Raw genomic sequence first — 15,231 nt, 5'->3', positions numbered from 1 at the left:
GCGCGCGAACGGGAAAGTGTACCGATGCACGGTACGAAACGGGATGACGGATACGTGACGCGACGGGCGTCGGGAGAAGCGTTGTTCCGGCGGGCCGACAAACGCGGGGCCGGTATTCCGGTACGAGGGCGTAAAGGCTCATCGTTGTTCTTTTGCGTGTCGCGGGTGCAGGAACCGCGCGGCCGGCGCGTCCCGCTCCAAATGCACGGACGTATCGTGCGCCGACCGGCATGCAGCGTCAAGCAGTTGTCGCAGTGCAGCGAAGCGCTGCGTTCCTCCGTTGGAACACCGGTAGCGAAACAGCTTTCAACACGGTAAGAATTCGCAGGACTACGACCTGTCGTGCCCGGTCAGGATTGCTTGCCATCGCATGCGCAAGCTTCCGGATTGAAAGCTTGTCACACGCTGCCCCGTACTTGCGGACGGCTCAGAATCCGTAAAGCACGGCCGGGTTGTCGGCCAGAATCACGCGGGTAACCGCGTCGTCCGCCGTGCAGTCGCCCAGCCAGCCGAGCAGGTTCATGTCATCGGGAACCGGCGACGCGTTCGGGTGCGGCCAGTTGCTGCCCCATACGCAACGCGCCGGATGGTGGCGAGCCAGCACGGCGGCGAGACGCGCGACATCGTCGTAACCGGGTGCACCCGAGCGCGACGTCTCGTAAGGGGCGGACAGCTTCACCCATGCGTGGCCGCGATCGAGCAGGCGCCGCAGCGCGAGAAACTCGGGCGCGTCCGGCGCGACGGGTGTCAGGAACTTGCCCGTGTGATCGATCACGACACGCGCCTGTAGCACGGACAGCAACGGCAAGACCTCGGGCAGCGTCCGGCCGTCGAGCTGCAGGTCCACGTGCCAGCCAAGCGGCCCGATCCGCGCGGCCACCCGCTCCAGTTCGTCCCATCGCGCCAGGCCGCCCGCCAACATCATGAACCGGACGCCGCGCACGCCCGCAGCGTGCAACCGCGACAGCTCGGCGTCCGGCACGTCGGCCGGCAACGTCGCGACGCCGCGCGCCTGCTGGCCGAATGCGGCCAGCGCGTCGAGCAGGCAACGGTTGTCGACACCATAGCCGGTCGGCTGCACGATCACGACGCGGGCAAGGCCGAGCGCCTGCTGCACCCGGCGATACGCATCCACCGGCGCGTGCGGCGGACGGAACGTCGCCGTCGGCGCGAGCGGATAGGCGTCGTCATAGATGTGGATGTGGCAATCGCACGCGTCGGCCGGCCGCACGGTGGGCTCGTCGGGTCTCATCGCGAGCCCGGGCGGGTATCTGCCCCTGCCGTGCGCCAGCGCGCCAGCCGCGTTGCGTGCCCCGCGTTGACGGCGCCGCGCGGCATGCTTCCGGCGAGCAGCGCGGCGAGCTGATCGACCGTCTCGAGCGCCTGGTGCTCGACCGCGGGCATCGTCAGGCCGCCGACATGCGGCGTCGCGATCACCCGCGGATGCGCGGCGAGCGCGGGCGTCGGCATCTGGTCCGCCGCGCGCCCGACGTCGAGTGCACAGCCTGCGAGCCGGCCACTGTCGAGCGCGTCGGACAGCGCCTGCTCATCGACCAGTTCGCCGCGCGATGCATTGATGAAATACGCGCCCTGCTTCATGGCCGCGAACGCACCCGCATCGATCAGGTTCGCGGTGGCCGGCGTGGCCGGCGCGAGGCACACGACGAAATCGGCCGCTTGCAACAGCGCCGCGACCTCGACCTGTTCGAGTGTCGGCGCGTCGACACGCACGTACGGATCGCTGACGAGCACGCGCATCCCGAGCGCCGTCGCGATCGGCGCAAGGTGGCGCGCGATCTGCCCGTAACCGATCAGGCCGAGCGTGCTGCCGCGCAATTCGCGCCCCATCTGCGGCGCCAGCGGCATCCCCTGGTGGTAGGCCGACGCGTAGCGGCCGATACCGCGCGCGAGATCGATCATCGCGCCGATCACCCACTCGGCGACCGCCGGCGCGAAGCCGGGGCTCGCCTGCGTGACCAGCACGCCGAACGCGCTCGCCGCGTCGACATCGACGGTCCGGATATCGACCGCGCAACGCAGGAACGCCGCAAGTGCGGGCAGCCCGGCGAACAGCGCACGCGGCGCGGGTGTCTGCCGGTACGCGATCATCGCGTCGCAGCCCTGCGCGGCCGCGACCAGTTCGTCCGTGCCCAGCTCGCGATCGAGCGGATTGCAAGTGACGTCCGCGATCGCCTGCAGCGCGCGCATCGCCTTCGCGCCGAAATAATGGTCGAGCATCCCCGACGGATGGGTGACGAAGACGCGCGTCATGCGGCCCCTCCGTGCAAGTGGTCCGCTTGCGGCGGCGACGCGACCGATGCGCGCTCGATGAGGGTCACGCCGGAGAATACGTGCGGTTCGGGCGCCGGCGGCGTGTCGCCGTCCGGCCGCATCACGCGCCGCACCATTTCCTCGGCCATCTCGGTGACAGGCAGTTGCACCGTGGTGAGCGCCGGATTGGAAATCGCCGACAGGAAATGACCGTCCATCCCGACGACCGACACGTCGTCCGGCACGCGCAGGCCACCGTCGCGCAGCCCGGCCATCAGGCCAAGCGCGAACAGGTCGTTGACCGCGACGATGCCGGTCGGCCGCGCCGGATCGGCGGCAAGCGCGACGCCCAGCGCGCGCCCCACGTCGACGATCACCGCATCGCCGTACTCGTTCGCCGGACCGCCGTCGAGCACCCGCGCGTGTGCTTCGACGCCCGCGTCGCGCGCCGTCGCGAGAAAGCCGCGGATCTTGTCGCTGCGGCTCACGGTCATGCCGGCGACCGTCGCGAACGCGAGCCGCCGGTGCCCCGCATCGACGAGGCAACGCGTCGCGAGCCGCGCGGCGGCCTCGTTGTCGGCCGTGACGTGATCGACCTTCGACAGCTCGCCGGGCGTCGCGCGCCGGTCGTAGCTCACGACCGTCATCCCGCGCTCGGCCGCGCGCTCGAGGTGGCTTTCGTCGGCCAGCGACGAGATCACGATCACGCGCCGCACGCCATGCGCGAACAGGTCGTCGAAGAACGACGCCTCCTTCTTCGCGTCGCGATACGTATTGCCGATCAGCACGCGATGACCGTACCGTTCCTGCGCGCAGGCCTCGACCTCGCGCGCGATGTAGCCGTACATCGGGTTCGCCATCGACGGCACCAGCAGCCCGACGAGCGGTGTCTGCCCCGTCTTGAGCTGGCGCGCCAGCGTGCTGGGCCGGTACTGCAGCACTTCCATCGCGGCCTTCACGCGTTCGAGCGTTTCCTGCTTCATCTGGTCGGTACGGCCGTTGAGCACGTTCGAAACCGTGCTGACCGAAACGGCCGCATGACGGGCCACGTCCTGAATCGTACTCATGTCGTCTTGCTGTAAAAGGCGGCTACAGGCCGAAATGGGCCGGCAGCCACAACGAAAACGCCGGCACGAGAATCAGCGCCACGAGGGCGGCGACCAGCACCAGCAGATATTTCACCATCGGCCGCGCAACGTGCCGGACTTCGGTGCCCGTGATCGCGCAGGTCGTGAACAGACCGAGTCCGACCGGCGGCGCGAACAGGCCGAGCCCCATCGCCACCACCACGACCGTGCCGAAATGCAGCGGGTTGATGCCCAGCTGCAGCGCGATCGGCGCAAGCAGCGGCCCGAAGATGATCAGCGCCGGCGCCCCCTCGAGCACCGCGCCGAATACGACCATGACCAGCGCCGCGAGCAGCAGGAACATCGTCGCACCATACTGGTGGGCGAACGCGGTCATTGTGCCCGAGACCAGCGCCGGAATTTGCTCGATCGACAGCGCGAACGACACACTCGACGCCGCGGCCACGATGAACAGGATGCCGCCGGCCATCGACGCGGCACGCACGAACACGCGCCCGACCGAACGCCAGGTCAGCTCGCGAAACGCGAGCCAGCCCGCCACGAGCGCATAGACCACCGCGAACGCGGACACCTCGGTCGACGTCGCGATCCCCGAGGTCACGCCCTTGCCGATCATCGCGACCATCACCAGCGCGACCAGCGCGCCGCCCGCGAGCGGCAGCCACGCGCGGCGTTCCGCGAACACCGCCGAGACGTCGATCCTGCGCCCGGCGATCACCGTGACCACCGCGAGCGACACGGCCAGCACCGCGGCCGGCACGATGCCCGCGACGAACAGCCCGGCAATCGAGATGTTCGCGACGAAGCCCATGATGATCATGTTCACGCATGGCGGGATGGTCTCGGCCATCACCGCGCTGCACGCGAGCAGCGCGGCCGTTTCGTCGGGATCCTGGCGCGCGCGGCGCACGGCCGGCATCACGACGCCGCCGACTGCCGCGATATCCGCGAGCTTGGAGCCCGACACGCCGGAAAAGCAGGCCGTCGCGAGAATCACGATCAGCCCGAGCCCGCCGCGCACGCGCCCGAAGATCCGCAGCAGCAGTTCGACGAGCCGCGCGGACATGCCGTTCGACTCCATCAGCAGCCCGGCCAGCACGAAGAACGGCACGGCGAGCAGCACGAAGTGATCGGCGCCGGCCATGACCTGCTGCGAATAGACAAGCAGCGGCAGTGTCGGGTCGGCCAGGAAATACAGCAGCGCCGAGAACGCGAGCACGAATCCGATCGGCACGCCCAGCACGAGCCCGCCGACGAAACCCGCGGCCAGCAGCACGCCCGGCGCGATCGCGTGCGCCGGCACCAGCGCGTTCCATCCGTACAGCGCCGCCGCGAATCCCGCGCAGCACGCGAGCGTGCCGGCCACGCGGCGGCGCGGCGCGTCGAGCGCGTTGGCCAGCGCGAACACGGTCATGAACAGCGCGCCGAACATCATCGGATACACGTTGATCCAGCCCGGCAGCCCGCCCGGCGTCAACTGGTCGTACGAATCGGCCAGCAACTGGCACGACGACACCAGCAGGTTCAGCGAGACGGCCGCGACGATCCAGTGGCCGATCTGCACGAGCGCGCCCTGCCAGCGCGCCGGGAGCCAGCCACGAAACAGGTCGATGCCGACGTGCTGGCTGCGCCCGAGCACCGTCGCCGCACCGAAAAACACCAGCACGATCATCAGCGCGCTCGCGACCTCCTCGGTCCAGTCGAGCGGGTCATGCAGGAAATAACGGAACACGACCGAAACGAACACGACGAGCACATCGACGGCCAGCACCGCCGCGGACACGTATTCGATCGCGCGCAGCATTGCGTCCAGCACGCGTGCGACGCGGCGTGCCGGACGGCCGGCGCCAGGCGCCGCCGCGGCGCCCGAAACGGAACAGGTCTCCATCGCTCAGCCCCGCACAGCGGCAATCGCCGGAAACAGCGGCGCGGTCGCCGGGTACTGCTTGGCGAATGCCGTATAGAGCCGGTCGTGCATCGTCTGCCGCAACGCCGCGCGTTCGGCCGCCGCCATCGGATGGAAGCTCATGCCGTGCTGCTTCAGTGCCTGCTCGGCCTGGTCGGCCTTCTGCGCGGCAATCGCACGCTGCTGTGCGGTTGCGTCGGCCACCGCGCGATCGAACGCGGGGCGCAGGTTCGCCGGAATCCGGTCGAGCGCCCGTCGCCCCATCACGACGGTCATCGCGGCAAACACGTGATGCGATTGCCAGCACGACTTCACCACTTCGTCGAACTTGCTCGCGAGCACCGTGGCCGGATCGTGCTCGAGCCCGTCGACAACACCCGTCTGCACGGCCATGTACAGCTCGCCGAACGGAATCGGTGTCGGCACCGCCCCCATCGCCTTGAAGGTGTCCATGAACGCCGGCGTCGGCAGCACGCGCAGCTTCGTGCCCTTCAGGCCCTGCAGCGCAAGCACGGGCTGCTTCGTGAATACGCAGCGTCCGCCGAAGTGCGAGCCCCAGGTCAGCACCGAGCAGCCCGCGCGCTTTTGCAGCAGCGCGTTCAGGCTTGCACCGACCGGACCGTCGAGCACCTTCGCAACATGCGCATAGCTGTCGAACAGATAGCCGAGATCGAGCATCCCGAGTTCCGGCGCCACCGTCGCCCAGATCGACGAACCCGCGATCATCATGTCGATCGCGCCGATCTTCACCTGCTGCGCGACATCGCTCTCCTTGCCGAGCTGGCTGTTCGGGAAATAGTCGACGCGAATCGCATCGCCGACGCTCGCCTTCAGGTTTGCCGCCAGACGCTCGTACCACACGTAGTGCGCGGCGTTCTGGTCGGCCGGCATCGACGACGAGCAGCGCAACGTCACCGCAGGCTGCGCGCGTACCACGCCGGGCAAGCCGCCTGCGGCCGCGAGCGTGGCGACGGACGCCGTCTGCAGAAAACGCCGCCGGGTCAGGGTATTCATGGGCCGTCTCCTTTGCTTGTGCGCATCGCAGCGCAACTGTATCGATTTAGTGTATCGATACAGTAATACGACGACCGACGAATCCGGAATGAGGGTTTCCCCGTGCCGAGCGACAGGAAATACGGGGCATGAACACCTGAACCCGCTTCAGGAAAGGCGTTTCAACGGGTCTGAAGCGCCTGCGGATGGGGTATACCGCGGTTCGCGGGCCGTGTCGTCAATCGTCAGACAACCGACTTATCGACGCGAGGCTGGCGCGTACCGCGCGCCGCCGCCCGCATTCACGCGCGTCCGTCTTCCGCGCTTCCCGACAGGAACCGCTCGACCATCGCGTTGAACACCGGCAGCGCCGGGTTGTCGTTGTCCGCGCGCCATGCGAGATACAGCTCCGCCGCCACGTCGGCGCCCGCCAGCGGCCGGAACACCACGCCGTCCACATGCAGTTCGCGTGCCGACGCCGGCACGAGTGCGGCACCCAGCCCTGCGCGCACGAGGCCGAGGATCGTATGCGTCTGCCCGACGTAGTGCAGGTAGTTCGGCAGCCGCCCCGCGTTCGCGAACAGGCCCGAGATCAGGTCGTGAAAGTATTTCCCCTCGTTCGGCGAATACGCGATGAACGGCTGCCGGTCGAGATCGTCGGGGCCGATGCGCTCGCACGCGGCAAGCGGCGCGCCCTCCGCGACCGCGACCAGCATCGGCTCGCGCTGCACGAGCCGGTATTCGAGCGGCTGGCGCGCGGCCCGCTGGCGCACGAAGCCCGCGTCGAGCATCCGCGACGCAAGCGCGTCGATCTGCACGGTCGACACCATCTCGCGCAATTCGACGTCGACGTCCGGCAGCGCGTGCGCGGCGTGCGCCAGCAGCATCGGAATCATCCGGTACGCGCTGACCGCGGTGAAGCCGAGCGTGATGCGGCCTGCACCGCCATGCGCGACGCGCTGCGCGGCCTGCTCGGCCCGTGCGGAGAATTCGAGGATGTGCCGCGCGTCGCGCAGGAACCGCTCGCCTGCCGCGGTCAGGCTGACCTGCCGGCTGCTGCGTTCGAGCAGCGCGATGCCGAGCGCATGCTCGAGCAGCTGGATCTGCCGGCTGAGCGGCGGCTGGGTCATGAAGAGCCGCCGGGCCGCGCGACCGAAATGCAACTCCTCGGCGACCGCGACAAAGCAGCGAAGCTGGTGCAGTTCAATCATCCAATTCTTGAATCAATCGATAGTCTTTTGATGTTAGACGCATATCGATCCGATTTCTATACTCGGTTGCACCTGATGCGCGGCCCGCGCCGCGCACGACGACCGAGACCTTCATGACCATCGACATCCTGCTCACCCAGCCGCTCCCCGACACCATCGACGCCGAACTGTCCGCCCGTTACTCGGTGCACCGGCTGTATGCGGCCGAGCAACCGGACGCGCTGCTCGACCGCGTGGCCACGCGTATTCGCGGCGTCGTGACCGGCGGCGCGAACGGCCTGTCCGGCGCACTGATGGACCGGCTGCCCGCGCTCGAGATCATCGCGATCAGCGGTATCGGCACCGACGCCGTCGATCTCGACCGCGCCCACGCGCGCGGCATCCACGTGACGACGACACCCGACGTGCTGACCGACGACGTCGCCGACATGGCGATGGGGCTGATCCTGATGACGTTGCGCGACCTCGGCGCCGGCGAGCGCATCGTGCGCGCCGGCCGCTGGGGCAAGACAGCCCAGCCGCTCGCGACACAGGTGACCGGCAAGCGGCTCGGCATCGTCGGGCTCGGCCGCGTCGGGCGAGCGATCGCGCAGCGCGCGCAGGCGTTCCGGATGCCCGTCAGCTACTTCGGCCCGCGCGAGCATCGTGACAGCGGCTATCGCTTCGTGCCCGACCTCACCGCGCTCGCGCGCGACAGCGACGTGCTCGTGATCGCGGCATCGGCCGATCACGGCAACGTGCTCGTGACGGCCGACGTGCTCGCCGCGCTCGGCCCCGAAGGATTCCTGATCAATGTCGCGCGCGGCAAACTGGTCGACGAAGCCGCGCTGATTCGCGCGCTCGCCGACGGCACGATCGCCGGCGCCGGCCTCGACGTGTTCGCGAACGAACCGCACGTGCCGGCCGCGCTGCTCGAACTCGACCGCGTCGTCGTGCAGCCGCACCGTGCGAGCGCGACCCGCGAAACGCGCGAAGAGATGGGCCGGATCGTGCTCGCCAACCTCGCCGCATGCTTCGCGGGCCAGCGTCCGCCGACCAGCGTCACGCACTGATCGCCACACGCCGCACGGCGGCCCCCGTTACAACACCGGATGCCTCCGCGCGACGGAGGCCAGGAGACACGCATGCCCAATCGATCCAGCGGCGCCGCGCTCGCCGCGTCGCCCGCCACCTCGCGCACGATCGGCCGCGTCCGCTATGCGGTTCTCGCGCTGATTTTTGCGGTCACCGTCATCAACTACGCGGATCGCGCGACGATGTCGATCGCCGGCACCGGCGTCGCGCACGACCTCGGGCTGACGCCCGTGCAGCTCGGCATCGTCTTTTCCGCGTTCGCATGGGCCTATGCAATCGGCCAGATCCCGGGCGGCTGGCTGCTCGACCGCTTCGGCGCACGGCGCGTGTACGGCCTGAGCCTGCTGCTGTGGTCGGTCTTCACGATGCTGCAGGGTACGGTCGGCTGGCTCGCCGTGCCGGGCGCGTCCGCGACGCTCGCGCTGTTCGTCATGCGCTTCATGCTCGGCCTCGTCGAATCGCCGGCGTTCCCGGCCAACTCGAGAATCGTCGCGTGCTGGTTTCCGACCGCCGAACGCGGCACGGCGTCGGCGCTGTTCAATTCGGCGCAGTACATGGCCGTCGTGCTGTTCACGCCCGCAATGGCCTGGCTCACGCATGCGCTCGGCTGGGAGCACGTGTTCCTGTGGATGGGGATGCTCGGCATCGCGCTCGCCGCGCTGTGGTTCGCGTGGTATCGCGAGCCGCACGGCCACCCGCGTGTAAGCGACGCGGAACGCGACTACCTGCGTGCGCACGGCGCGCTCGTCGATCTCGAAGCGAACCGCGTGCGCCATCGGCCGCGCGTGTCGTGGCACGACGTGTCGCAACTGTTCCGCCACCGGAACCTGTGGGCGATCTACATCGGCCAGTACTGCATCACCGCACTCACCTACTTCTTCATCACGTGGTTCCCGATCTACCTGATCAAGGGACGCGGGATGACGATCATGGAGGCCGGCTGGGTCGCCGCGCTGCCGGCGATCTGCGGGTTCACGGGCGGCGTGCTCGGCGGCGTGCTGTCGGACTGGCTGATCCGGCGCGGCATGCACCCGTCGAAAGCACGCAAGACGCCGTTCGTCGTGGGGATGGCAATGGCGACGCTGCTGGTGCTCGCGAACGGCGCGTCGTCGAACGCGGTCGTGATCGCACTGATGACGATCGCGTTCTTCGGCAAGGGGCTCGCGGCGGTCGGCTGGGCCGTGCTCGCCGACACCGCGCCGGAAGGGATGGTCGGGCTGAGCGGCGGCGTGTTCAACGGCCTCGGCAACATCGCCGGGATCGTCACGCCGCTCGTGATCGGCTACTTCGTCGCCAGCACCGGCTCGTTCGCCGGCGCATTGTGGTTCGTCGCCGCGCACGGGCTGATCGGCATTGCCGCGTACGGATGGCTCGCGGGACGCTTCGAGCGGATTCGCATCGCGTCGCGCGCATGAACCTCGCCACGGCGCGTGCGGTTCGTGCGGCGCGCACCCGCGCGGATCGTCAAGCGTGCTTGCGGCCGCCCGGCGTCTGCTCGGTGGTCAACCGGTCGAGTTCGCGCAGGTCGTTTTCCAGTGCGGGCGTGAGCGTCGTGCGCAGGTGGTCGAGGAACGTGCGGATCTTCGCATCGAGATAGCGGCGCGTCGCGTAGACGGCATACACGCTCACCGTCTGCAGCCGGTAGTCGGGCAGCACGCGAATCAGCCGCCCTTCGCGGATGTCGTCGAGCACCGTATACAACGCGACGCACGCGATCCCGCGCCCGGCGCGCACCGCGACGCACAGCGCGTCCGGCACGTTGACCTGGAAAGGCGCGGGCTGCAGCTCGTAGACGGCCTCCTCGCCATCGTTGCGCTCGAGCCGCCATTCGCCGGCCGGCGACGCGGGCGTATCGAGGCGCAGGCACACGTGGTTCGGCAATTCATCGGGCGATTGCGGCGTGCCGTGGCGCGCCAGGTATTCGCGCGACGCGACGAGCACGCTGCAGCTCGTGCCGCAGGTCTGCGCGACGTAGCCCGAATCGGGCAGCTGCGACGCCGTCACGATCGATACGTCGTAGCCCTCCTCGACGAGATTCGGCATCCGCTGCGCGAGCGTCAGCTCGACCGACACGTCGGGGTTGTCCTCCTGGTAGCGGACGATCGACGACACGACATGACTCTGCCCGAGCCCCGTCATCGCATGGATGCGCATCTTGCCGCTCGGCCGCAGCAGCGCGTTGCGCGCCTCCGCGTTCGCGTAGTCGATTTCCGCGAGGATCGATTTCGCGCGCTCGAAATAGCGTTCGCCGCTTTCGGTGAGGCCGAGGTGGCGCGTCGTGCGATGCAGCAGCCGCGTCTGTACGTGCGCTTCGAGGTTCGATACCGCGCGCGACACCTGCGCGGTGGTCGCGTCGATTTCCTTCGCGACCGCAGTAAAACTGCCGGCTTCGACAACGCGCACGAACAGGCGCATGTTTTCGAGCATGTCCATTGAATTGGCTTGGGGAGAGTCAGTGGGGAGGCGTCGGCAGCGCTCGCGTCAGGTGGGGAACGGAACGCGGCCGCGAACCACGTCGTATCGATCACCGTGCCGGGAGAAAGGCGGGAGAGCGGGCATCGCGTACGTGGTTCTGGCATGACGGGGGATTCAGTGGCCCGAATTGTACGCCGCTGCAGACAAATTTGCGCGATTGCCCCGCCCCCAAAGCTCTCATCGAATGAAAGGTTTTTGCAAGGCATTCGCGTCGCGCACGTGCAACGGCTTGATGCAGCGCGACAATTTGTATCACAACACGATATAATTCGCGGCTTGTCGCTGCGCGCCTCCGCGCAGTCACTTTTACCGCTTACCGTCCATGTCGTCAGGCTCCCCTTCGTCGCGCCGCACGTTGCGGCAATGGCTGCACAGCTTCATTCCCCATCCGATGTCGCTGGGCTGGCGCGAGCGCCTGCGCTCGTGCACGGGCGCGCTCGTCGGCATCGCGACGGTCGGCGTGACGATGCGGCTGCTGCCCGGCGTGCCGGGCCTCGTGCCGCTGCTCGTCGCACCGATGGGCGCGTCGGCCGTGCTGCTGTTCGCGGTGCCGGCGAGCCCGCTCGCACAGCCGTGGTCGATCATCGGCGGCAATCTCGTCGCGGCGACGGTCGGTGTCGCGTGCGCACAATGGATCGCCGATCCGATCACGGCCGCCGCGGTCGCGATCGCGTGCGCGATCGGCGGCATGTTCGTGCTGCGCTGCGTGCACCCGCCGTCGGGCGCCGTTGCGCTGACGGCCGTGGTCGGCGGCCCGGCGATCCATTCGCTCGGGTTCAGCTTCGTGCTGGAGCCGATCGCGCTGCAATCGGCCGTCCTGCTGTCGGCCGCGCTCGCGTATCACGCGCTGACCGGGCATCGCTACCCGCACGGCGGCGTGCGGCCTGAAACGAAACCGCAAGCAGGCGGCGCTGCACCGGCGCGCGGCGGCTTCACGCGCGGCGACCTCGACGCGGTGCTGAAGCGCCGCGGCGAATGGCTCGACGTCGATCCGGACGATCTCGAAGCGCTGCTGCGCGAAACCGAGATGCAGGCGTATACGCGCACGTTCGGCCAGCTCTCGTGCGCCGACCTGATGACAAAGAACGCGATCGAAGTCGCGCCGTCCACGTCGGTGACGGCCGCGCTCACGCTGCTCGACCGCCACCGCGTGAAGGCGCTGCCCGTCGTCGACGGCGACGGCCGCCTGGCCGGCATCGTCACGCGCGCCGACCTCACGCGCCAGTTGCGCCGCCCGACCCCGCTGTGGCAACGCCTGTCCGCGCGGCTGCCGCAATCGTTCGGCGGCCAGCCGGCGAGCGTCGCCACCGTGATGACGCGCGACGTCGCGTGCGTGCCGGAAACGATGCCGATCACCGCGCTCGTCCCGCTGTTTACACATTCGGGCCACCACCACATTCCGGTCGTCGATGCATCGCGCCGGCTCGTCGGAATCATTACCCAGACGGATCTCGTCACGGGCCTTTATCGGCAGACGCAAATGCTCGAGGCCGCGTAACGCATGCGGCGCACGTAACGGCACGTAACGGCCGGTGCAACGCAGAATGCACTCCATTCGCCGAAATTCGGCCATTTATATCATGTTGTGATATATTACCCGCTACCGAAACTGACTGTCCGACCGACCTCGATGAACGATACCCGACGCGCGCTGGCGAAAAGCGATTTCCAGCAACTGTCCGAGTTCCGCTACCAGATGCGCCGCTTCGAGCGCTTCTCCGAACGCGCCGCGCAAAGCGAAGGCGTGACGCCGCTGCAATACCTGCTGCTGCTGCACATCAAGGGCTACCCGCATCGCGAATGGGCGACCATCGGCGAACTCGCGGAACGCCTGCAGGCGCAGCATCACGGCGTCGTCGCGCTGGTCACGCGCTGCGAAGCGCTCGGCCTCGTGAAGCGCAAGACGAGCGAAGCGGATCGCCGGCAGGTCGAGGTCCACCTCGAGCCAGCCGGCGAGACGCTGCTCGCCCGCCTCGCGGCCATGCATCGCGCCGAGCTGAAGTCGCTCAAGGACGCGTTCCAGGTTCCCCAGATCGATTACTGACCCTTGTTTTTTCCACGCCGATGAACGCACCACACAAACGCGATTTCGCGACCAACGACCGCCTGCCCAGGATCGCGTTGCTTGCCGCCGGGATCGGCCTGCTCAGCACGCTGGCCGCATTCGTGCTGTTGAGCCTGATCCACCTGTTCACGAACCTGTTCTTCTACCAGCAGTTCTCGTTCGTCGACCGTTCGCCAGCGAACAATACGCTCGGCGCATGGGTGATCGTGATCCCGGTGATCGGCGGGCTGATCGTCGGGATGATGGCGCGCTTCGGTTCGGAAAAGATCCGCGGCCACGGCATTCCCGAAGCAATCGAGGCGATCCTGTTCGGCAAGAGCCGCATGTCGCCGAAGGTCGCGATCCTCAAGCCGCTGTCGTCCGGCGTCGTGATCGGCAGCGGCGGCCCGTTCGGCGCCGAAGGCCCGATCATCATGACGGGCGGCGCGCTCGGGTCGCTGATCGCGCAGTGCGTGCACGTGACCGCCGCCGAGCGCAAGACGCTGCTCGTCGCCGGTGCCGCTGCCGGCATGACGGCCGTGTTCGGCACGCCGGTCGCCGCCGTGCTGCTCGCGGTCGAACTGCTGCTGTTCGAATGGCGTCCGCGCAGTTTCCTGCCGGTCGCGCTCGCCTGCGCGGTGGCCGGTTTCGCCCGCGCCGTGTTCTTCGGCGTCGATCCGCTGTTTCCGCTGACGACGGCCGCGCCGACACCCGTCGCGCTGCTGTCGTGCATCGTCGCAGGCCTGCTGTCGGGCATCCTCGCGTGCGGCCTGTCGGCTGCGCTGTATCGCGTCGAGGACACCTTCGCGAAGCTGCCGGTGCACTGGATGTGGTGGCCTGCGCTCGGCGCGATCGTGATCGGCATCGGCGGCTGGCTCGAGCCGCGCGCGCTCGGCGTCGGCTACGACGTGATCGGCGACCTGCTGCATCAGCACATCGCATTGAAGATCGCGCTCGCGCTGCTGATCGTGAAGGCCGTGATGTGGGTGATCGCGCTCGGCTCGGGCACGTCGGGCGGTGTGCTCGCGCCGCTGCTGATGCTCGGCGCCGGCCTCGGCACCGTGCTGTCGCCGATGCTGCCGGGCGGCGACCCGGCGCTGTGGCCGCTCGTGTGCATGGCCGCGACACTCGGTGCAACGCTCGGCGCCCCGCTGACCGCGATCGTGTTCGCGTTCGGCCTCACGCATGACGCGAACGCACTGCTGCCGCTGCTCGCGGCGACGCTCGTCGCGCACGGCTTCTCGACCATCGTGATGAAGCGCTCGATCATGACGGAAAAGATCGCACGCCGCGGCTACCACATCTATCGCGAGTACGGCGTCGATCCGCTCGAGCGACACGACATCGGCGAAGTGATGACGTCCGCCGACCGGCTCGTCGCGGTCGACGGCGCAGCGACGCTCGATACCGTCGAGTCGCAGTACTTCGGCGCGAAGCAGACGCACCGTGCGTACCCGGTCGTGCAGAACGGCCGCCTGCTCGGTCTCGTCGATCGCGCGACGCTCGATGCGCAGCGCACACAGGCTGCGGCCGACACGCCGATCTCGGGTGCGTTCGCCAACCGCGCCCCTGCCGTCGCGCAGGCGCACGAAACGTGCCGTGTCGTGGCGTCGCGGCTCGCGATGCTCGGGCTCGAGCGCCTGCCCGTCGTCGCCGACGAGCAATCGATGCGCATCACCGGCATCGTGTCGCGCAGCGACCTGATCAAGCCCGCGCTCCAGCACTTCGACGACGAACAGAAGCGCGAGCGCTTCCGCCCGATCGTCCCCGCCAACCTGCGCGACATCGGCACGCGCAAGGCCGGCTGACCCACCGCGCTGCGCGGCACCCTAGCCGCGCACGACCCGCTCGTCTCGATTCGCTGCACGATGCGGCACGCCCCTCGCGTGCCGCATCGCTTTCCGCCGCTTTCCGTGTTTAAAGTTGGTTAACAATTCGACGGGCGAAAGTTTGTCATCATGGTGCTCATGCGACGGGGCCACCAATCAGCCATTCCACTTCGCGATCAAATAAAGAGTCGCGGCACGGCATGCAGACACATGCCGTTCGCCGCGACCGTCACGTCACCACACGACCGGGCTGCGCGCCGACCACGCAGCGCATGACGTCGTGCCGCACACGACGCATGCCGTGCCGCAGCAAAGTGCACTGCATCGCAGCCGCCATTTG

General features: G+C 68.4%; 12 protein-coding genes. 5 read left to right on the top strand and 7 right to left on the bottom strand.

Going from position 1 to position 15,231, the window contains the following annotated elements; genetic code table 11:
* Positions 1 to 427: 427 nt before the first annotated feature.
* The 6 genes from BCO18175_RS15990 to BCO18175_RS15965 form a co-directional block, all read right to left on the bottom strand.
* Positions 428 to 1,252 (bottom strand): amidohydrolase family protein, encoded by an 825-nt coding sequence (locus BCO18175_RS15990; protein WP_174982352.1) that lies wholly within the window; start codon positions 1,250 to 1,252, stop codon positions 428 to 430.
* Complete coding sequence (locus BCO18175_RS15985) at positions 1,249 to 2,271, bottom strand: hydroxyacid dehydrogenase (protein ID WP_174982350.1); 1,023 nt, start codon at positions 2,269 to 2,271, stop codon at positions 1,249 to 1,251. The genes BCO18175_RS15990 and BCO18175_RS15985 overlap by 4 nt, the downstream gene beginning before the upstream one ends.
* The gene (locus BCO18175_RS15980; protein WP_174982348.1) at positions 2,268 to 3,338 is read right to left on the bottom strand and encodes a LacI family DNA-binding transcriptional regulator; all 1,071 of its coding nucleotides are present in this window, start codon (positions 3,336 to 3,338) and stop codon (positions 2,268 to 2,270) included. The genes BCO18175_RS15985 and BCO18175_RS15980 overlap by 4 nt, the downstream gene beginning before the upstream one ends.
* Positions 3,339 to 3,360: 22 nt before the next feature.
* Positions 3,361 to 5,247, bottom strand: a complete 1,887-nt coding sequence (locus BCO18175_RS15975; protein ID WP_174982346.1) for a TRAP transporter large permease — start codon at positions 5,245 to 5,247, stop codon at positions 3,361 to 3,363.
* Positions 5,248 to 5,250: 3 nt separating this feature from the next.
* On the bottom strand, positions 5,251 to 6,279 hold the full coding sequence (locus BCO18175_RS15970; protein WP_174918582.1) for a TRAP transporter substrate-binding protein: 1,029 nt from the start codon (positions 6,277 to 6,279) through the stop codon (positions 5,251 to 5,253).
* Between the two features lie 281 nt (positions 6,280 to 6,560).
* Positions 6,561 to 7,469 (bottom strand): LysR substrate-binding domain-containing protein, encoded by a 909-nt coding sequence (locus tag BCO18175_RS15965; protein WP_174969022.1) that lies wholly within the window; start codon positions 7,467 to 7,469, stop codon positions 6,561 to 6,563.
* 113 nt (positions 7,470 to 7,582) lie between these two features.
* Here BCO18175_RS15965 and BCO18175_RS15960 point away from each other — a divergent pair, with 113 nt between their 5' ends.
* Together BCO18175_RS15960 and BCO18175_RS15955 are read left to right on the top strand one after the other, a co-directional pair.
* Positions 7,583 to 8,521, top strand: a complete 939-nt coding sequence (locus BCO18175_RS15960; RefSeq protein WP_174982344.1) for a 2-hydroxyacid dehydrogenase — start codon at positions 7,583 to 7,585, stop codon at positions 8,519 to 8,521.
* Between the two features lie 72 nt (positions 8,522 to 8,593).
* Complete coding sequence (locus BCO18175_RS15955) at positions 8,594 to 9,958, top strand: MFS transporter (protein WP_174982341.1); 1,365 nt, start codon at positions 8,594 to 8,596, stop codon at positions 9,956 to 9,958.
* Between the two features lie 49 nt (positions 9,959 to 10,007).
* On the opposite strand, the gene BCO18175_RS15950 is transcribed toward BCO18175_RS15955, so the two are convergent.
* A complete protein-coding gene (locus BCO18175_RS15950) occupies positions 10,008 to 10,976 on the bottom strand; it encodes a LysR family transcriptional regulator (protein ID WP_174969019.1) in 969 nt (322 codons plus the stop codon).
* A gap of 364 nt (positions 10,977 to 11,340) precedes the next feature.
* Between BCO18175_RS15950 and BCO18175_RS15945 the strand changes: the two genes are divergently transcribed.
* The 3 genes from BCO18175_RS15945 to BCO18175_RS15935 all read left to right on the top strand — a co-directional run bounded on the left by BCO18175_RS15945 (position 11,341) and on the right by BCO18175_RS15935 (position 14,870).
* Positions 11,341 to 12,516, top strand: a complete 1,176-nt coding sequence (locus BCO18175_RS15945; protein WP_174982340.1) for an HPP family protein — start codon at positions 11,341 to 11,343, stop codon at positions 12,514 to 12,516.
* Positions 12,517 to 12,648: 132 nt separating this feature from the next.
* Entirely contained in the window at positions 12,649 to 13,062 is a 414-nt protein-coding gene (locus tag BCO18175_RS15940; RefSeq protein ID WP_085037382.1) for a MarR family winged helix-turn-helix transcriptional regulator, read from the top strand.
* A gap of 20 nt (positions 13,063 to 13,082) precedes the next feature.
* Positions 13,083 to 14,870: a chloride channel protein gene (locus BCO18175_RS15935; RefSeq protein WP_174982337.1), complete on the top strand. Its 1,788-nt coding sequence runs from the start codon at positions 13,083 to 13,085 to the stop codon at positions 14,868 to 14,870.
* Positions 14,871 to 15,231 lie beyond the last annotated feature (361 nt).

Origin of the sequence: Burkholderia lata (assembly GCF_902499335.1) — a bacterium.
GTDB classification, from domain to species: Bacteria; Pseudomonadota; Gammaproteobacteria; order Burkholderiales; family Burkholderiaceae; genus Burkholderia; species Burkholderia lata_B.
This window is presented reverse-complemented; position numbering and strand designations above follow the sequence as displayed.